This is a genomic window from Pseudomonas sp. DF5 (assembly GCF_058148225.1).
In genome coordinates, this window is the sequence record NZ_JBYVYM010000010.1 from 127,310 (window position 1) to 145,237 (window position 17,928).

General features: G+C 60.7%; 12 protein-coding genes. 7 read left to right on the plus strand and 5 right to left on the minus strand.

Features of this window, described 5'->3' with window-relative positions; genetic code table 11:
* Positions 1-48 precede the first annotated feature (48 nt).
* From xdhA to guaD, 4 genes are all read left to right on the plus strand, one after another.
* On the plus strand, positions 49-1,503 hold the full coding sequence (gene xdhA / locus AC30D7_RS11735) for a xanthine dehydrogenase small subunit (RefSeq protein WP_490134167.1): 1,455 nt from the start codon (positions 49-51) through the stop codon (positions 1,501-1,503).
* Positions 1,496-3,895, plus strand: coding sequence for a xanthine dehydrogenase molybdopterin binding subunit (xdhB, locus tag AC30D7_RS11740; protein ID WP_490134168.1), 2,400 nt, complete (start codon positions 1,496-1,498; stop codon positions 3,893-3,895). Before xdhA ends, xdhB begins: the two co-directional genes overlap by 8 nt.
* A 118-nt stretch (positions 3,896-4,013) precedes the next feature.
* Positions 4,014-4,859, plus strand: a complete 846-nt coding sequence (gene xdhC, locus AC30D7_RS11745; protein WP_019579882.1) for a xanthine dehydrogenase accessory protein XdhC — start codon at positions 4,014-4,016, stop codon at positions 4,857-4,859.
* Between the two features lie 63 nt (positions 4,860-4,922).
* A complete protein-coding gene (guaD, locus tag AC30D7_RS11750) occupies positions 4,923-6,221 on the plus strand; it encodes a guanine deaminase (protein ID WP_490134199.1) in 1,299 nt (432 codons plus the stop codon).
* 180 nt (positions 6,222-6,401) lie between these two features.
* Here guaD and AC30D7_RS11755 read toward each other — a convergent pair whose 3' ends face one another.
* Positions 6,402-7,166 carry a GntR family transcriptional regulator gene (locus tag AC30D7_RS11755; RefSeq protein WP_007941070.1) on the minus strand — a complete coding sequence of 255 codons (765 nt, stop codon included), beginning with the start codon at positions 7,164-7,166 and terminating at the stop codon, positions 6,402-6,404.
* A gap of 353 nt (positions 7,167-7,519) precedes the next feature.
* Here AC30D7_RS11755 and AC30D7_RS11760 point away from each other — a divergent pair, with 353 nt between their 5' ends.
* Entirely contained in the window at positions 7,520-8,710 is a 1,191-nt protein-coding gene (locus AC30D7_RS11760) for a benzoate/H(+) symporter BenE family transporter (RefSeq protein WP_204125015.1), read from the plus strand.
* Between the two features lie 85 nt (positions 8,711-8,795).
* On the opposite strand, the gene AC30D7_RS11765 is transcribed toward AC30D7_RS11760, so the two are convergent.
* Positions 8,796-9,140, minus strand: coding sequence for a YggL family protein (locus AC30D7_RS11765; protein WP_018925275.1), 345 nt, complete (start codon positions 9,138-9,140; stop codon positions 8,796-8,798).
* A gap of 234 nt (positions 9,141-9,374) precedes the next feature.
* Between AC30D7_RS11765 and dacB the strand changes: the two genes are divergently transcribed.
* Complete coding sequence (gene dacB, locus AC30D7_RS11770) at positions 9,375-10,835, plus strand: D-alanyl-D-alanine carboxypeptidase/D-alanyl-D-alanine endopeptidase (protein WP_490134169.1); 1,461 nt, start codon at positions 9,375-9,377, stop codon at positions 10,833-10,835.
* A 138-nt stretch (positions 10,836-10,973) separates the two neighbouring features.
* Here dacB and AC30D7_RS11775 read toward each other — a convergent pair whose 3' ends face one another.
* Together AC30D7_RS11775 and rlmKL are read right to left on the minus strand one after the other, a co-directional pair.
* The gene (locus AC30D7_RS11775; protein ID WP_490134170.1) at positions 10,974-13,364 is read right to left on the minus strand and encodes a sensor domain-containing diguanylate cyclase; all 2,391 of its coding nucleotides are present in this window, start codon (positions 13,362-13,364) and stop codon (positions 10,974-10,976) included.
* Positions 13,365-13,507: 143 nt separating this feature from the next.
* Positions 13,508-15,778 (minus strand): bifunctional 23S rRNA (guanine(2069)-N(7))-methyltransferase RlmK/23S rRNA (guanine(2445)-N(2))-methyltransferase RlmL, encoded by a 2,271-nt coding sequence (gene rlmKL / locus AC30D7_RS11780; RefSeq protein ID WP_490134171.1) that lies wholly within the window; start codon positions 15,776-15,778, stop codon positions 13,508-13,510.
* A 529-nt stretch (positions 15,779-16,307) separates the two neighbouring features.
* Here rlmKL and rmf point away from each other — a divergent pair.
* Positions 16,308-16,523 (plus strand): ribosome modulation factor, encoded by a 216-nt coding sequence (rmf, locus tag AC30D7_RS11785; protein ID WP_003223300.1) that lies wholly within the window; start codon positions 16,308-16,310, stop codon positions 16,521-16,523.
* A gap of 311 nt (positions 16,524-16,834) precedes the next feature.
* Here the strand turns inward: rmf and AC30D7_RS11790 are convergent, their stop codons facing one another.
* Positions 16,835-17,854: a quinone-dependent dihydroorotate dehydrogenase gene (locus tag AC30D7_RS11790; RefSeq protein WP_490134172.1), complete on the minus strand. Its 1,020-nt coding sequence runs from the start codon at positions 17,852-17,854 to the stop codon at positions 16,835-16,837.
* Between the last annotated feature and the right edge of the window lie 74 nt (positions 17,855-17,928).

The window sequence follows — 17,928 nt, forward strand, 5'->3', positions numbered from 1 at the left end:
ATTCGGCTCATGTCGGTTAACAACAATAATGAGTTTGCGAGGCCATCCGTGATCCAGTTTTTATTAAACCAGGAACTCCGTAGCGAGCACGCCCTGGACCCGAACCTGACCGTGCTCAATTACTTGCGCGAACATGTGGGCAAACCCGGCACCAAAGAAGGCTGCGCCAGCGGTGACTGTGGCGCCTGCACCGTGGTGGTCGGCGAGTTGCAGACGGATGACGATGGCCGCGAACACATTCGCTATCGCAGCCTCAACTCCTGCCTGACCTTTGTTTCGTCGCTGCACGGCAAGCAACTGATCAGCGTCGAAGACCTCAAGCACAAGGGCGAGTTGCACAGCGTGCAAAAAGCCATGGTTGAGTGCCACGGCTCGCAGTGCGGCTTCTGCACCCCAGGCTTCGTCATGTCGCTGTTCGCCCTGCAAAAGAACAGCGATCAACCGGACGCCCACAAGGCCCATGAAGCCCTGGCCGGCAACCTCTGCCGCTGCACCGGCTATCGGCCGATCCTGGCCGCTGCCGAGCAATCCTGCTGCGGCAAACAACCCGACCAGTTCGATGCTCGCGAAGCGGACACCATCGCTCGCCTGAAAGCCATCGCCCCCACCGACATCGGCGAACTCAACAGTGGCGACAAACGCTGCCTGGTGCCGTTGACCGTGGCCGACCTGGCCGACCTCTACGACGCTTATCCACAGGCCCGCCTGCTGGCCGGCGGTACCGACCTGGCGCTGGAAGTCACGCAGTTCCACCGCACCTTGCCGGTGATGATCTACGTTGGCAACGTCGCTGAAATGAAACGCATCGAGCGCTTCGACGATCGCCTGGAAATCGGCGCCGCCACCGCTCTCTCCGACTGTTACGACGCGTTGAAGGCCGAGTACCCGGACTTCGGCGAATTGCTGCAGCGCTTCGCTTCGTTGCAGATTCGCAACCAGGGCACCCTCGGCGGCAACATCGGCAATGCCTCACCGATCGGTGACTCGCCACCGCTGCTGATTGCCCTCGGCGCGCAGATCGTTTTGTGCAAAGGCGAAACTCGACGGACGATGGCGCTGGAAGATTACTTCATTGATTACCGCGTCACCGCGCGCCAGGAAAGCGAGTTCATCGAGAAGATCATCGTACCCCGCGCCAGCGCAGAACAACTGTTCCGCGCCTACAAAGTGTCGAAGCGTCTGGACGATGACATTTCCGCAGTCTGCGCAGCCTTCAACCTGCGCATCGACAATGGCGTAGTCGCTGACGCCCGCGTTGCTTTCGGCGGCATGGCGGCCATCCCCAAACGCGCGAAGAACTGCGAAGCCGCGCTGGTTGGCGCACCGTTCAACAACGCCACCATTGAACGCGCCTGCGCCGCACTGGCCGAAGATTTCACACCGCTCTCGGACTTCCGCGCCAGCAAGGAATACCGCCTGCTCAGCGCGCAGAACCTGCTGCGCAAGTACTTCATCGAACTGCAAACACCGCACATCGAGACTCGGGTGACCGCTTATGTCTAATCATCACGCTGTAGAGAAGACCCAAGCCGAACTGGCTGAATTGTTCGCCAAGGACCTGACCACCGGAGTCGGCCGCAGCGTCAAGCACGACAGCGCCGCCAAGCATGTGTCCGGTGAAGCACAGTACATCGACGATCGGCTGGAATTCCCCAATCAGCTGCACGTTTATGCACGGCTGTCGGACCGCGCCCACGCGAAAATCATCAGCATCGATACCAAGCCCTGCTACGCCTTTGAAGGCGTGCGCATCGCCATCACCCACGAAGACGTGCCGGGCCTGAAAGACATCGGCCCGCTGTTGCCGGGGGATCCGCTGCTGGCCATCGATGACGTGCAGTTCGTCGGTCAACCGGTGCTCGCCGTCGCCGCGAAAGACCTGGAAACCGCGCGCAAAGCCGCGATGGCAGCGATCATCGTATACGAAGACCTCGAACCGGTTCTGGACGTGGTCGAAGCCCTGCGCAAACGCCATTTCGTGCTCGACAGCCATACCCACCAGCGCGGCGATTCGGCCAATGCCTTGGCCACTGCCGAGCATCGCATCCAGGGCACGCTGCACATCGGCGGCCAGGAACACTTTTATCTGGAAACCCAGATCTCTTCGGTGATGCCGACTGAAGACGGCGGGATGATCGTTTACTGCTCGACCCAGAACCCCACCGAAGTGCAGAAACTGGTGGCGGAAGTGCTGGACGTGTCGATGAACAAGATCGTCGTCGACATGCGCCGCATGGGCGGTGGTTTCGGCGGCAAGGAAACCCAGGCGGCCAGCCCGGCGTGCCTGTGCGCGGTGATCGCGCACCTGACCGGTCAACCCACCAAAATGCGCCTGCCGCGTGTTGAAGACATGCTGATGACCGGTAAGCGTCACCCGTTCTACGTCGAGTACGACGTGGGCTTCGACAGTACCGGCCGCCTGCACGGCATCGCCCTGGAGCTGGCCGGTAACTGCGGTTGCTCACCGGATTTGTCGGCGTCGATTGTCGACCGCGCGATGTTCCATGCCGACAACTCGTACTACTTGGGCGATGCGACCATCAATGGTCACCGCTGCAAGACCAATACCGCGTCGAACACCGCTTACCGTGGCTTCGGTGGCCCGCAAGGCATGGTTGCGATCGAAGAAGTGATGGACGCCATCGCCCGTCATCTGGGCCTCGATCCGCTGGCGGTGCGCAAGGCCAACTACTACGGCAAGACCGAGCGCAACGTCACCCATTACTACCAGACCGTCGAGCACAACATGCTCGAGGAAATGACCGCCGAACTGGAAGCCAGCAGCCAGTACGCCGAGCGCCGCGAAGCGATCCGTCGCTACAACGCCAACAGCCCGGTCCTGAAAAAAGGCCTGGCGCTGACCCCGGTCAAATTCGGCATTTCCTTCACCGCCAGTTTCCTCAACCAGGCGGGTGCGTTGGTGCATGTCTACACCGACGGCAGCATCCACCTGAACCACGGCGGCACCGAGATGGGCCAGGGCCTCAACACCAAGGTTGCACAAGTGGTGGCTGAAGTATTCCAGGTGGAAATGGACCGGGTGCAGATCACCGCGACCAACACCGACAAAGTGCCGAACACCTCGCCAACCGCCGCTTCCAGCGGCGCCGACCTCAACGGTAAAGCCGCACAGAACGCCGCGGAAATCATCAAGAAACGCCTGGTGGAATTTGCTGCGCGGCAATACAAGGTCAGCGAAGAAGACGTGGAATTCCACAACGGGCATGTGCGGGTTCGCGATCACATCCTGACGTTCGAAGCGCTGATCCAGCAGGCGTATTTCGCCCAGGTATCGCTGTCGAGCACTGGCTTCTATAAGACCCCGAAAATCTACTACGACCGCAGCCAGGCTCGCGGCCGGCCGTTCTACTACTACGCCTTCGGCGCGGCCTGCGCCGAGGTGATCGTCGACACCCTGACGGGCGAGTACAAGATGCTGCGCACCGACATCCTCCACGACGTCGGCGCCTCGTTGAACCCGGCCATCGACATCGGTCAGGTCGAGGGCGGTTTCATCCAGGGCATGGGCTGGCTGACCATGGAAGAACTGGTGTGGAACGACAAAGGCAAACTGATGACCAACGGCCCGGCCAGCTACAAGATCCCGGCCGTGGCGGACATGCCGTTGGACCTGCGGGTGAAGCTGGTGGAAAACCGCAAAAACCCGGAAGACACGGTGTTCCACTCCAAGGCTGTGGGTGAGCCGCCGTTCATGCTCGGCATCGCCGCCTGGTGCGCGATCAAGGATGCCGTGGCGAGCCTGGGCGACTACCGGCATCAACCGAAAATCGACGCGCCGGCGACGCCTGAGCGGGTGTTGTGGGGCTGTGAGCAGATGCGGCGGTTGAAGGTGGCGAAGGCTGTTGCGATCGAAACCGAGTTGGCTCCGCTGTAAAACCGGGTCGCGGCCATCGCAGGCAAGCCAGCTCCCACAGGTACGATGCAATCCTTGTGGGAGCGTGGCTTGCCCGCGATGAGGCCCGAACAGACAACAATGTTGTAGGGGTGAAAACATGTACAACTGGATCGACGCCCTCGCCGACCTGCAAAACCGGGGTGAACCCTGTGTGTTGGTGACCATCATCGAAGAGCTCGGCTCGACGCCGCGCAATGCCGGCTCGAAGATGGTCATCAGTGCCACGCAAACATTCGACACCATTGGTGGCGGTCATCTGGAATACAAGGCCATGCAGATCGGCCGCGAGATGCTTGCCAGCGGCCGGCAGGACACCCATCTGGAGCGCTTCAGCCTCGGCGCCAGCCTGGGCCAGTGCTGCGGCGGCGTGACCGTGTTGCTGTTCGAGCCGATGGGCCAGGTGCAAGCGCAGATTGCTGTATTCGGCGCCGGCCACGTCGGTCGGGCGCTGGTGCCGCTGCTCGCCAGCCTGCCCTGCCGGGTGCGCTGGATCGATTCGCGGGAAGCCGAATTCCCCGAACAGATCCCCCATGGCGTGCGCAAAATTGTCACCGAAGAACCGCTGGATGAAGTCGATGACCTGCCCGCTGGCAGCTACTGCATTGTCATGACTCACAACCACCAGCTCGACCTCGAACTCACCGCCGCGATCCTCAAGCGCAATGACTTCGCCTACTTCGGCCTGATCGGTTCGAAGACCAAACGGGTGAAGTTCGAACACCGCCTGCGTGATCGTGGTTTCGACAGCGCCGTGTTGCAACGCATGCGCTGTCCGATGGGGCTGGGCGAAGTCAAAGGCAAGTTGCCTGTGGAAATCGCCATCTCCATCGCCGGCGAAATCATCGCCACTTACAACGCGAATTTTGGCCAGCACACCGCCAGCGCCGGATCATCGATCGCCAAACTGCTGCCTGCTTCACGCCGCAGCCAAGCTTCTAACTGAAGAGCTTCGAACTGAAAAGCCTCGAACTGAAAAGCTCCGAACTAATTGAGAACACCCATGCCAATGACTCGCAAAGCCTACCGCGCCGCCATTTTGCACAGCATCGCCGACCCTGCCGAAGTGGGTATCGAAGCCTCGTATGAGTATTTCGAAGACGGCCTGCTGGTGGTCGAGAACGGCCAGATCAACGCCATCGGCCACGCCAGCGAATTGCTGCCAGCGCTGCCGGCCGACATCGAGATCACCCATTATCAGGACGCACTGATCACCCCCGGCTTCATCGATACCCACATTCACCTGCCGCAAACCGGCATGGTCGGCGCCTACGGTGAGCAACTGCTGGACTGGCTGAACACCTACACCTTCCCGTGCGAAAGCCAGTTCGCCGACAAGGCTCACGCCGACGAAGTGGCGGATATTTTCATCAAGGAACTGTTGCGCAACGGCACCACCACCGCCCTGGTCTTCGGCAGCGTGCATCCGCAATCGGTGAACTCGTTTTTCGAGGCTGCCGAGCAACTGGATCTGCGGATGATCGCCGGCAAGGTAATGATGGACCGCAACGCGCCGGACTACCTGACCGACACCGCCGAGTCGAGCTATGTCGAAAGCAAGGCGCTGATCGAGCGCTGGCATGGCAAGGGCCGCCTGCATTACGCGGTCACGCCGCGCTTCGCCCCGACCAGCACCCCGGAACAGCTTGCACTGGCGGGGCAGTTACTCAGCGAATACCCGGATCTGTACATGCAGACCCACATCAGCGAAAACCTCAAGGAAGTCGAGTGGGTCAAGGAACTGTTCCCGGAGCGCAAAGGCTACCTGGACGTCTACGATCACTACCAACTGCTCGGTGAGCGCTCGGTATTCGCCCACGGCGTGCACCTGTGCGACGACGAATGCGCACGCCTGGCGCAGACGGGGTCAGCGATTGCGTTCTGCCCGACCTCAAATTTCTTCCTCGGCAGCGGCTTGTTCAACCTGCCGATGGCCGAGAAGCACAAGCTGAATGTCGGCCTGGGCACAGACGTCGGTGGCGGCACCAGTTTCTCGCTGCTGCAAACCCTGAACGAAGCCTACAAGGTCATGCAGCTGCAAGGTGCGCGGCTGAGTCCGTTCAAGTCGCTGTACCTCGCCACCCTCGGTGGTGCCCGCGCGCTGCGACTGGAGGACAAGATCGGCACCCTGCAACCGGGCACCGACGCGGACTTCCTGGTGCTGGACTACAACGCCACGCCGCTGCTCGGCTATCGCCTGAAGCAGGCAAACAACATTGCCGAGACGTTGTTTGTGTTGATGACGCTGGGCGATGACCGGACGGTGTTGCAGACGTATGCGGCGGGGAATCTGGTGCATCAGCGCTAGTTTTCTCCAGGCATAAAAAATCCCCCGTAGCCGTACAGCCCGGGGGATTTTTATTGCCTGTCAGAAAGCCATCGCGGGCAAGCCCGCTCCCACAGGGTTCGGAGATGGAATGAAATCCTTGTGAACACTCCAGACACTGTGGGAGCGGGCTTGCCCGCGATGGGCGCAACACGGTCTGACTTAAAGCTTGGCTGTTGAACGCCCAGGCTTCTTGGTCTGCAACAAATGCGAGAACACCGCATGCAAATCATCCGACGCGCTTTCTTCGTCGAGGTTGAGTTTGCTGTCGATGTGGTCCATGTGATGCATCATCAAGTCCACCGCCAGCGTCGCGTCCCGCGCTTCGATGGCGTCGATCAGCTGGGTGTGTTCATCGTAGGAACAGTGGGAACGGTTGCCGCTCTCATACTGGGCGATGATCAGCGATGTCTGGGACACCAGGCTGCGCTGGAAGCTGATCAGCGGCGCGTTCTTCGCCGCTTCGGCCAGTTTCAAGTGGAACTCGCCCGACAGACGAATACCGGCACCGCGATCGCCGCGGGAGAAGCTGTCGCGCTCGTCGTTGACCATCTGCCGCAAGTCGGCAATCTGCTCGGCAGTGGCGTGCTGCACCGCCAACTCAGTGATCGCCCGCTCCACCAGCCGCCGCGCCATGAACACCTGACGTGCCTCTTCGACACTCGGACTGGCAACGACAGCGCCGCGATTCGGACGCAGCAACACCACGCCTTCATGGGCCAGACGCGACAGCGCGCGGCGAATGATGGTGCGACTGACCCCGAAAATTTCCCCCAGCGCTTCTTCGCTCAACTTGGTGCCGGGCGCCAGACGCTGTTCGAGGATGGCCTCGAAGATATGCGCGTAGACAATATCGTCCTGGGTACCGCTGCGGCCGGCTTTGCCTGCTCGCGGTTGTTTCTTGAGGGGTTGCAACTGTTCGTTCATGGGCACTCGAGTCGGGAGAACTGCGGCGAATTGACCGTGACTGTAATACGGCACAGTGGGTCGCTGGCAAGTATCGCGTAAAAAACACCGCAATTGTACACAATGGCGGGTGGCAACACGACTGTACGGCTGTTTGTCGCCTTTGCTGTATTGCAACGACCGGTTACGTTTCAGTTTAGGCTTGAACGCAGAATTCGCAGCCTGAACACAATCCCTACAGGAGCAAGGCTTGCCCGCGAAGGCGTCGTGTCAGTCGATATCAATGTTGAATGACACGACGCCTTCGCGGGCAAGCCTCGCTCCTACAGGTTCAGGCTACGGACATCTTTATCAGAACAAGGAACACCGCTGTCATGACCGACGCCACGCACACGCAGCTTCGTCCCCTGACCGACACGTCGCCCTCGGCCATTGTCGCCGGGTTCATCGCCATGATGACCGGTTACACCAGTTCCCTGGTGCTGATGTTTCAGGCCGGGCAAGCGGCGGGCCTGACCAGCGGGCAGATTTCGTCGTGGATCTGGGCAATTTCCATCGGCATGGCGGTGTGCTCGATCGGCCTGTCCCTGCGCTATCGCACCCCGATTACCATTGCCTGGTCGACCCCCGGCGCGGCGTTGCTGATCACCAGCCTGGGCGGTGTCAGCTACGGCGAGGCCATCGGCGCCTACATTACTTGCGCAGTGTTGGTGACCGTGTGCGGCCTGACCGGCAGTTTCGAACGGCTGGTGAAAAAGATTCCGGCCTCGTTGGCGGCGGCGCTGCTGGCGGGGATTCTGTTCAAGATCGGCAGCGAGATTTTCGTCGCCGCCCAGCACCGCACCGCGCTGGTGCTGGGGATGTTCTTCACGTATCTGCTGGTCAAGCGCCTGTCACCGCGCTACGCCGTGCTCGCGGCGCTGCTGATCGGCACCGCGCTGGCCGGTTTCATGGGGTTGCTGGATTTCAGTGGCTTTCACCTGGAAGTCGCGACGCCGGTCTGGACCACGCCGCATTTCTCCCTGGCCGCGACCATCAGCATCGGCATCCCGCTGTTTGTGGTGGCAATGACCTCGCAGAACATGCCGGGCATCGCCGTCTTGCGCGCCGACGGCTACAACGTGCCAGCCTCGCCGCTGATCACCACCACCGGAATTGCCTCGTTGCTGCTGGCGCCGTTTGGCTCCCACGGGATCAACCTGGCCGCCATCAGCGCAGCGATCTGCACCGGGCCACATGCCCATGAAGATCGCAACAAGCGCTACACGGCCGCGGTCTGGTGCGGGATTTTCTACGGGATTGCCGGGGTATTCGGCGCAACATTGGCGGCGTTGTTCGCCGCATTGCCTAAAGAACTGGTGCTGTCGATCGCCGCGCTGGCGCTGTTCGGCTCGATCATCAATGGCTTGAGCATTGCCATGGCGCAAGTGCAGGAACGGGAAGCGGCGCTGATTACCTTTATGGTGACGGCATCGGGGCTGACGCTGTTTTCCATCGGCTCGGCGTTCTGGGGGATTGTCGCGGGGGTGTTGACGCTGGTGATTCTGAATTGGCGCAAGGCCTGAGGGCCCCTTCGCGGGCAAGCCATGCGCCTATAAAAAGCAGGTATAAAAAAACGGCGACCCTTGGGGTCGCCGTTTTTTTAGAACATCAGGCTACCGGATTGATCGGCTTTTCCGGGTACCAGACGTCGATCAGCGGGCTGACTTCAGCGCTGGTCAATTCACTACGGCCCTTGAGCCAGGCTTCAACAGCGGCACGCTGTGCTTCGGTCACCGAGCCACGCTTCTGCAGGCAAACCAGACCGAAGTCATCGCCGCCCACATAACCCAGACCGTTGGCTTCCATGGCTTCTTTCAGGAACGCGTCGAGGAAAGCATCAATGGCTTCATCAGCCAAATCTTCTTTGAAATCCAGGTTCAGTTCGAAACCCAGCTCTTGAAATTCATCGACGCACAGTTTTTTGCGCAGACGCTGGGAACGGTTAGTCGCCATTGGAACAATCCTCATAAGTAATAACGGGCGGCACTTTAGCAGTTTAAGGCGCCGATTACCCGCCTCAGAACGGCGCGACGTCTACCGTCGGTAAAAAAATAGCGGATTAGTCGACCAAGGTGCGGCACAAGCCCTTGCACCTTGGGGCATAATGCCGACACTTTCATGACCGCTGAGGGAATTTATCACCATGCCCTCGTCTTTTTCCCCCTCGGCTGTAGGGTTTTATTTCAGATGATCAAATCTTTGCGTCCATTGCTGCTGGCCAGTCTTCTTATGCCTCTGGCCCTTTCCGTCTCCGCCGCGCCGATCAACACCGCCCTGTCGCCCAACGTCGAAAAGGCCCTCAAGGCCAGCAAATTGCCGGACAGCGCCTTGTCGCTGGTGATGATCCCGCTTAACGGCCCGGGCACCCCAACCGTTTATAACGCTGACGTTTCGGTCAACCCGGCCTCGACCATGAAACTGGTCACCACCTATGCCGCGCTGGAAATGCTCGGCCCCAACCACCAGTGGAAAACCGAGTTCTACACCGATGGCACCCTCAGCGGTGGGATCCTCAACGGTAACCTCTACCTCAAGGGTGGCGGCGATCCGAAACTGAACATGGAAAAACTCTGGCTGCTGATGCGCGACCTTCGCGCCAACGGCGTGACTCAGGTCACCGGCGACTTGGTGCTGGACCGTGGCTTCTTCATGCAACCGCAACTGCCCGAATTCAACGACGACGGCAATGACGAGAACAAACCGTTCCTGGTCAAGCCCGACGCACTGCTGGTCAACCTCAAGGCCCTGCGCTTCGTGGCCCGCAACGACTCGGGCAAGGTCCTGGTGTCGGTCGAGCCGCCGATTGCAAGCATCCGCATCGACAATCAGGTCAAGGCGCTCAACTCCAAGCAATGCACCGGTGGCGTGCGCTACAACCCGGTGACCCAGGCTGATGGCAGCGTCACCGTGACCGTCGGCGGGCAGTTGGGCGAAGGTTGCAGTTCCCAGACCTACCTGTCGCTGCTCGACCATGCGACCTACACCGCCGGCGCCGTGCGGGCGATCTGGAAGGAACTGGGCGGCAGCATCCAGGGCCAGGATCGTCTGGCCCCGACGCCGAGCAGCGCCAAGGTGCTGGCCCGGGCTTACTCGCCAGACCTGGCGGAAATCATTCGCGACATCAACAAATACAGTAACAACACCATGGCTCAGCAGTTGTTCCTGAGCCTGGGCCAGAAATTCCGCACCGACGCCGACAGTGATGACGCCAAAGCGGCCCAGCGTGTAGTGCGCCAGTGGCTGGCGCAGAAAGGCATCACTGCACCGCACCTGGTGATGGAGAATGGCTCCGGTCTGTCCCGCGCCGAGCGGGTCAGCGCCCGTGAAATGGCCGCGATGCTGCAAGCCGCCTGGCGCAGCCCGTACGCCGCCGAGTTCATCAGCTCGATGCCGATTGCCGGCACCGACGGCACCATGCGCAAACGCCTGAAACGTACGGCCATGGCCGGTGAAGCCCACGTCAAGACCGGCACCCTGAACACCGTGCGCGCCATCTCCGGCTTCAGCCGCGATGTCAACGGCAATACCTGGGCGGTGGTGGCGATCCTTAACGACAAGGCACCGTTTGGCGCGTCTTCGGTGCTGGATCAGGTGCTGCTCGACCTGTATCGCCAGCCGAAACTGCCGACCACCGCGTCGGTGTTGTAACCGGATCCAAAGAACACCTCGGATCCCTTGTGAGGGCGGGCTTGCTCGCGAATGCGGTGTGTCATTCAGCATTAATGTCGACTGAAACACCGCATTCGCGAGCAAGCCCGCTCCCACAAGGACTGCATACAAACCGGCTTAGTTTATCTGCCCCTCAACCCGATCCCGCCCCGCCTGTTTCGCCGCATACACCCCCGAATCCGCCCGCAACAGCAACGCATCCGCGCCTTCCCCGGCCCGCCAACTGGCAATCCCGAAACTCGCGGTAACGATCCCCACCTCGTCGATCGGCGAACTGCGCAACCCTTGCCACAGCTCCACGGCCAACACATAAGCCTGTTCGCCATCGATGTCCGGGCACAGCACCATGAACTCTTCGCCCCCCAGGCGACAGAACACATCGGTGCGCCGCAGACGATGACCAATGCGCTCACACACCGCCTGCAATACCCGATCACCCACGGCATGACCGTGCTGGTCATTGATGCGTTTGAAGTGGTCGATGTCGAGCATAATTACCGACAACTCGCCACCGCCGCGCTCGACCCGGGCCATTTCAGTGGTCAGGCGCTCCTGGAAGTAGCGGCGGTTATGGATCCCGGTCAGCGAGTCGGTCACCGACAGCGCGCGCAACTCCTCTTCCACCCGTTTGAGGTCGGAAATGTCCGAAATGTAGCCATGCCAGAGCACGCCACCACCGGGCAGTTCCTCTGGCGTCGCTTCGCCACGAACCCAGCGCAGGCCACGCTCGGGCAAGAGCACGCGATACTCTTCGCGCCAGGGGCTGAGGTTGTCCGCCGACACCTGGATCGACGCGCGGACCCGGCGCGAGTCCTGAGGATGAATCCGCGAGAACACCGCTTCGGCATCGCGCAACAGTACGTCCAGTTCGAGTTCATAGATGTCGCGCATCCCATCGCTGGCGTAGATCACACCGAAACGCCCATCGAATTCCATCTTGAACTGGTAAATCCCGCCGGGCACATGGGCGCTGAGCTTCTTCAACAACAAGTCTCGCGCCGCCAAGGCCTCGTGGACGCGCTTGCGCTCGGTGACGTCGATACAGATCGCCAGGTGCCCGACCCACAAACCCTGCTCGTCGAGCACCGGGGTCGCCAGCATGTTCACCGTCAAATGGCTGCCGTCTCGACGCACCAGCGTCCACTCCCGGGCTTCGTGACCGCCCTCTTCCCCACCTTCGACCAGCATCGACTGACAGGTCGGGATCGGCTTGCCATAGCGTGCGCTCAACTCCGCCGAGCGCGCCTCGAGTTCTCGGGGCAGGTGCAGGTTTTCCAGGGTCATGTGGCCCACGGCCTGCGCACTGGAGTAGCCGAGCATTTGTTCTGCACCGGCATTGAAAGTGCTGATGATTCCGCGCAGGTCGGTGGCGATGATCGCCACCTGAGTCGCGGCATCCAGCACGCCGCGCAACTGGCCATGCGTGCCGCGCAACTCTTGCTCGCGAGCGTGCAGTTCCTCCGTCCGCTGCTCGACCATTTTCAGTGCTCGTTGCCGCTGGCTGACCAACACATAGAGCAACACGCTGAGCAGCAAGCTGAGCAAACCGCCAAGCACCACCTGGCTGGTCACCGAGGAATGGTTGGCTTGCAGGAACGCTGCGCTGGGGTGCATATCCACTTGATAATCGTGGTCGGCCAGACGCAGCAAGCGCGTAGAAGACAAGTCACTGGCCCCCGCCGGGTTGGTCGACTCGTACAGCACTTCGTGTTGGTCATCGGTGGACAAGTCGAGAATGCGCACCGAGAGAGAATCATGATTCTCTTCCGGCAGCCCGTCCGCCAGTAGCTGGCGCATGCTGATCACCGCCATGACGTAACCGGCGGGCGCGGTGTTTGAAGTGCTCTGGCGGTTGACTGGTGCCACCAGCAACACACCCCGTGAATAGGCGGGCTCAATGCCTACCAGATGCAATGGTTGCGAGACAGCCATGCGGCCGGTTTGATCGGCACGCTCCAGGGTCGAACGGCGCAGGGGCTGGGACAGCAGGTCGTAACCCAGCGGCGTGGGCAGTCGGCTCTGGGTTTGGGTATAGAGCACCGGCACGTACTCGTCCCGTTCCGCAGCGACTTGCAACTGGCCGTCGGCGGAGAGTTCGCGAAAGGCGAAATTGCTCAAGCCTTCGTCATGCACGAAGCGCTCAAGCGAGGGGCGTTCGGCGCGGGAAACCCGTGGTGCCCAGGAATAGGCTTGGGTGCGCCGCAAAAGAGGTTTGGCGTAACCGTCGAATTCGTCGCGCGATACCGACTCGGAATTGGCGAAGAAGCGGCGCAGGCCATCGAGGCGCTGCTCCTGATCTTCGAAACGTTCTTCGATACGGCTGTAACGTTCACTGGCGAGCAGTTGGAAACGTTGCCGCATTTGCTGATGAAACTGATTGAGCGTGGCCCAGGCCAGCAATCCCGTGAGAATCCCGCCGACGAGCAATACCAGCAGCGCGACCAGCCAGGCCGAGACGTCTTCGCTGATAAAACCCAGGATCTTGGGGCGCACGGCGTGCAACGACATAAACGCAACTCAAAACGCCAGGTGCCGGAAAGCCCATTGGCCATGAGTTGAGTTATAGCTATTAGCCACTAATTTGACCAGCACTGAGAGAACCCAAGAGCCTTTAAAAATCAAGGCTCTGTGGATCCAATCAGGCTCGAGTGTCAACGCGCAGTGATTTTCCAGGCACGGTGGATCTTGCCGTTACGGGCGAAATCCGGATCGATGGTCTGGGCGGTGATTTCTTCAACGGCATAACGCTCGGTGAGGTTTTCCTCGAGCTGGAACTTGCGGAAGTTGTTGGAGAAGTACAACACGCCGCCCGGCGCCAGACGTGCCATGGCCAGGTCGATCAATTGCACCTGGTCACGCTGCACGTCGAAGATCCCTTCCATGCGCTTGGAGTTGGAGAAGGTCGGCGGATCGATGAAGATCAGGTCGTATTCGTCACGGCAGGCGTCGAGCCAGGCCATCACGTCGCCCTGCTCCAGACGGTTCTTGTCGGAGAAACCGTTCAGCGACAGATTGCGCCGCGCCCAGTCCAGGTAGGTTTTCGACAGGTCGACGCTGGTGGTGCTGCGCGCACCGCCCTTGGCCGCATGCACGCTGGCGGTCGCGGTGTAGCAATACAGGTTGAGGAAGCGTTTGCCGGCCGCCTCTTTCTGAATCCGCATGCGCATCGGCCGGTGGTCGAGGAACAACCCGGTGTCGAGGTAGTCGGTGAGGTTCACCAGCAGCTTCACGCCGCCTTCGTTGACCTCGTTGAACTTGCCCTGGGCGCTCTGGCGTTCGTACTGCTTGGTGCCGCTCTGACGCTCGCGACGCTTGACCACCACGCGGCTCTTGTCGATGTTCAACGCCTGCGGGATTGCCGCCAGGGCATCGAACATCCGCGCCGAGGCTTTTTCCGGATCGATGGATTTCGGCGCGGCGTATTCCTGAACGTGGACCCAGTCGTGATACAGGTCGATCGCCATGGAATATTCCGGCATGTCGGCATCGTAGACGCGATAGCAGTCGATGCCTTCACGCTTGACCCACTTGCCCAGCGCCTTGACGTTCTTTTGCAGACGGTTGGCAAACATCTGCCCGCCTTCGCTCAGGCGCGGCTGTTCGATCACCGGGGCGGGTGCCGGAGCCGGTTTGATCGGATTGCCGTTTTTGTTGTACTTGCGCTCTTGCGGCTCACTCGGAGCTTCATCGTAGGCCGCCTGTTCACGCTCGGCCTGACGCTGTTCCGGGGTGCGACGCTCGCCGGTGACGAACTGATCCGGCGTGACCTTGATCAGCAGCAATTTGCACGGCAACGCGCCGTTCCAGAACGAATACTGTTTGTGACTGCGGATGCCCATGCGCTTGCCCAGGTCCGGGGCGCCGGTGAACACCGCCGCTTCCCAGTTCAAGCATGCCTGACGCAGACGCTCGCCGAGGTTCTGGTAGAGGTAGAGCAGGCTCGCCTCGTCGCCCAGACGCTCGCCGTACGGAGGGTTGCAGATCACCAGGCCTTTCTGGTTCTGGTCCGGACGCGGCTCGAACGTTGCCACTTCGCCCTGATAGATCTTGATCCACTCGCTCAGGCCGGCACGCTCGACGTTGTTACGACCCGGTTGAATCAGGCGTGGGTCGGCTTCGTAACCGCGAATCCACAGCGGTGGCTTGGCCAGGCCGGCCGCGGCGCGCTCGGTGGCTTCTTCGTGGAGTTTTTTCCACAGCGCCGGCACGTGACCGAGCCAGGCGGTGAAGCCCCACTGCTCGCGACGCAGGTTCGGCGCCATGTCGGCGGCGATCATGGCGGCTTCCACCAGGAACGTGCCGACACCGCACATCGGGTCAGCCAGTGCGCCGCCTTCGGCCGCAATGCGTGGCCAGCCGGAACGGATCAGAATCGCTGCCGCGAGGTTTTCCTTCAGCGGCGCCGCGCCTTGCTGCAAGCGATAACCGCGTTGATGCAGGCTGTGACCGGACAGGTCAAGGGACAGGATGGCTTCGCCACGGTCCAGACGCAGGTGAATGCGCAGGTCCGGGTTGAGCTTGTCGATGGACGGGCGATCGCCTTGCGGGGTGCGCAGTTTGTCGACGATGGCATCCTTGACCTTCAAGGCGCCAAAGTGTGTGTTATCGATGCCGGAGCCGTGACCGCTGAATTCGACGGCCAGGGTGCCATCGTTGAGCATGTGGTCTTGCCACTCGATATCCAGCACGCCGTGATAGAGGTCTTCGGCGTCCTTCATCGGGAAGCGCTTGAGCACCAACAGCACCCGGTTCGCCAGACGCGACCACAGGCACAAGCGATAAGCGGTTTCCATGGTGGCCATGCCACGCACCGCCGAGGTGTGCTCGCGTGCTTCCTCAAGGCCAAGCCCGACGGCTTCCTCGATGAGCAGACCTTCAAGGCCTTTGGGGCAAGTGAGGAAGAGTTCGAAACGATCGGACATGGTAATTCCAGAGCCTTTAGCTAAGTGAACCGGCAACGCGTTGCCGATCCGGTTTTCAATCAGGCGTTTTTCTAACAGAACGCCCGCGTGGCACGAAGGTGTGCCGTCCCACCCTGACTGCTCGGGTTAAAAGAGCTTAGATGCCAGGGCAGATAAAAAAGTTGATGCAACAAAATGTCATAAGTCGACCCTTCGTCGAATAATCCCCAAGGGCAACGGGTGTCATTCTCGTTAAAGGCGCCCCCCACCATCCTGCGCAGGGCCGATCATACCGGGCTTTGGTCAATCAATATGGGACAAATATCGTGTTACTTATGGCCATAGCATCTTTATGGTTACGTTCTTATGACAAAACGATCATTCCCTCGGTGTGACGCATTGGTTAGAACTCAACTCAGGTTGACGTCGCAACGGCGTCAACACCTTGGCTCGCGACGCCGGCAGCGAGCTACCAACGGCAGAATTTTTCTGCCTGACCTCAATTGAGGTCGACGCGATACATACAGTCAACAAGTGAGGGAAACACCCTATGAGAAGACTTAAGCGTGATCCGTTGGAAAGAGCATTTTTGCGCGGATATCAATATGGCGTTGGTGGTAAATCCCGTGAGCTTTGCCCTTTTACTCTACCGTCGGTACGCCAAGCCTGGATCAATGGCTGGCGAGAAGGACGCGGCGACAATTGGGACGGTATGACCGGCACTGCGGGAATCCACAGACTCAACGAACTTCACGCCGTCGGCTAATACAGGGCACACACTCCGACACGACAATCTGATTACGCAACGACTTAACCACGCACGTCCCATCCGGACGGCGGGCTTCGGCCCAGGGGCTCCTTCGAGGAGCCCTTTTTTATGCCTGCAAAGAACTACGGTGGTGAAGTCGTTTCTGTGGCGAGGGAGCTTGCTCCCGCTGGGCTGCGAAGCGGCCCCAAAACCAATCAACCCGGTGTGTCAGGTAAAACGCGGTTGCAGGATTTACGACTGCTTCGCAGCCGAACGGGGGCAAGCCCCCTCGCCACAAAAGCCCTCAGCACAAGATCCCTACACTGCCTTCAGCGCAGCGCAGCGATGGCGTCTACCGATTCACGAATCAGTGCCGGGCCTTTATAGATAAAGCCCGAATAGATCTGCACCAGGCTCGCACCCGCGGCGATTTTCTCAGCCGCGTGCTTGCCTTCGGTGATACCGCCCACGGCGATGATCGGCAAGCGACCGGCCAGTTCTGCCGCCAGCACCTTCACGGTGTGGGTGCTCTTGTCGCGAACCGGTGCGCCAGACAAACCGCCCGCCTCGTCACCGTGCTCCAGGCCTTCGACACCGACGCGGCTCAGGGTGGTGTTGGTGGCGATCACCGCATCCATCCCGGTTTCGATCAGTGCCTGGGCCACCTGCGCGGTTTCTTCGTCGGTCATGTCCGGCGCGATCTTGATCGCCAGCGGTACATGTTTGCCGTGGCGCAAGGCCAGTTCCGCCCGGCGCGTGGCCAGGTCGGCGAGCAATTGCTTGAGCGAGTCGCCGAATTGCAGGCTGCGCAGGCCCGGCGTATTCGGCGAGCTGACGTTGACGGTCACGTAGCTGGCGTGGGCGTAAACCTTGTCCAGGCAGATCAGGTAATCGTCCACCGCACGCTCGACCGGCGTATCGAAGTTCTTGCCGATGTTGATGCCCAGCACACCCTTGTACTTGGCCGCCGCCACGCGAGCGAGCAAGTGATCGACGCCAAGATTGTTGAAGCCCATGCGGTTGATGATCGCCTCGGCCTCCGGCAAGCGGAAAATCCGTGGTTTCGGATTACCCGGCTGCGGACGCGGGGTAATGGTGCCGATTTCGACGAAACCGAAACCCAGTTGGGCAAATCCGTCGATCGCCGCGCCGTTCTTGTCCAGACCGGCCGCCAGACCCACCGGGTTCGGGAACTCCAGGCCCATGACCGTCACCGGCATTTTCGCCGGCGCCTTGCACAGCAAGCCGTTGAGGCCCAAACGCCCGCCCGCGCCGATCAGGTCCAGGGACAGATCGTGGGAGGTTTCCGGGGAAAGTTTGAACAGCAGCTGACGGGCCAGGGTGTACATGGGCAGGCTTGACTCGGGTGGCGATGAGAGGCGGCGATTATAGCCGCGCATCGAGTCCACAGGCGAGGCGCACG

Excerpts from the sequence above, each read along its gene's own strand:
- xdhB (WP_490134168.1), top strand. The coding sequence starts at position 1,496 with ATGTCTAATCATCACGCTGTAGAGAAGACCCAAGCCGAACTGGCTGAA.
- xdhC (WP_019579882.1), top strand. The coding sequence starts at position 4,014 with ATGTACAACTGGATCGACGCCCTCGCCGACCTGCAAAACCGGGGTGAA.
- guaD (WP_490134199.1), top strand. The coding sequence starts at position 4,923 with ATGACTCGCAAAGCCTACCGCGCCGCCATTTTGCACAGCATCGCCGAC.
- AC30D7_RS11755 (WP_007941070.1), bottom strand. The coding sequence starts at position 7,166 with ATGAACGAACAGTTGCAACCCCTCAAGAAACAACCGCGAGCAGGCAAA.
- AC30D7_RS11760 (WP_204125015.1), top strand. The coding sequence starts at position 7,520 with ATGACCGACGCCACGCACACGCAGCTTCGTCCCCTGACCGACACGTCG.
- AC30D7_RS11765 (WP_018925275.1), bottom strand. The coding sequence starts at position 9,140 with ATGGCGACTAACCGTTCCCAGCGTCTGCGCAAAAAACTGTGCGTCGAT.
- dacB (WP_490134169.1), top strand. The coding sequence starts at position 9,375 with ATGATCAAATCTTTGCGTCCATTGCTGCTGGCCAGTCTTCTTATGCCT.
- AC30D7_RS11775 (WP_490134170.1), bottom strand. The coding sequence starts at position 13,364 with ATGTCGTTGCACGCCGTGCGCCCCAAGATCCTGGGTTTTATCAGCGAA.
- rlmKL (WP_490134171.1), bottom strand. The coding sequence starts at position 15,778 with ATGTCCGATCGTTTCGAACTCTTCCTCACTTGCCCCAAAGGCCTTGAA.
- rmf (WP_003223300.1), top strand. The coding sequence starts at position 16,308 with ATGAGAAGACTTAAGCGTGATCCGTTGGAAAGAGCATTTTTGCGCGGA.
- AC30D7_RS11790 (WP_490134172.1), bottom strand. The coding sequence starts at position 17,854 with ATGTACACCCTGGCCCGTCAGCTGCTGTTCAAACTTTCCCCGGAAACC.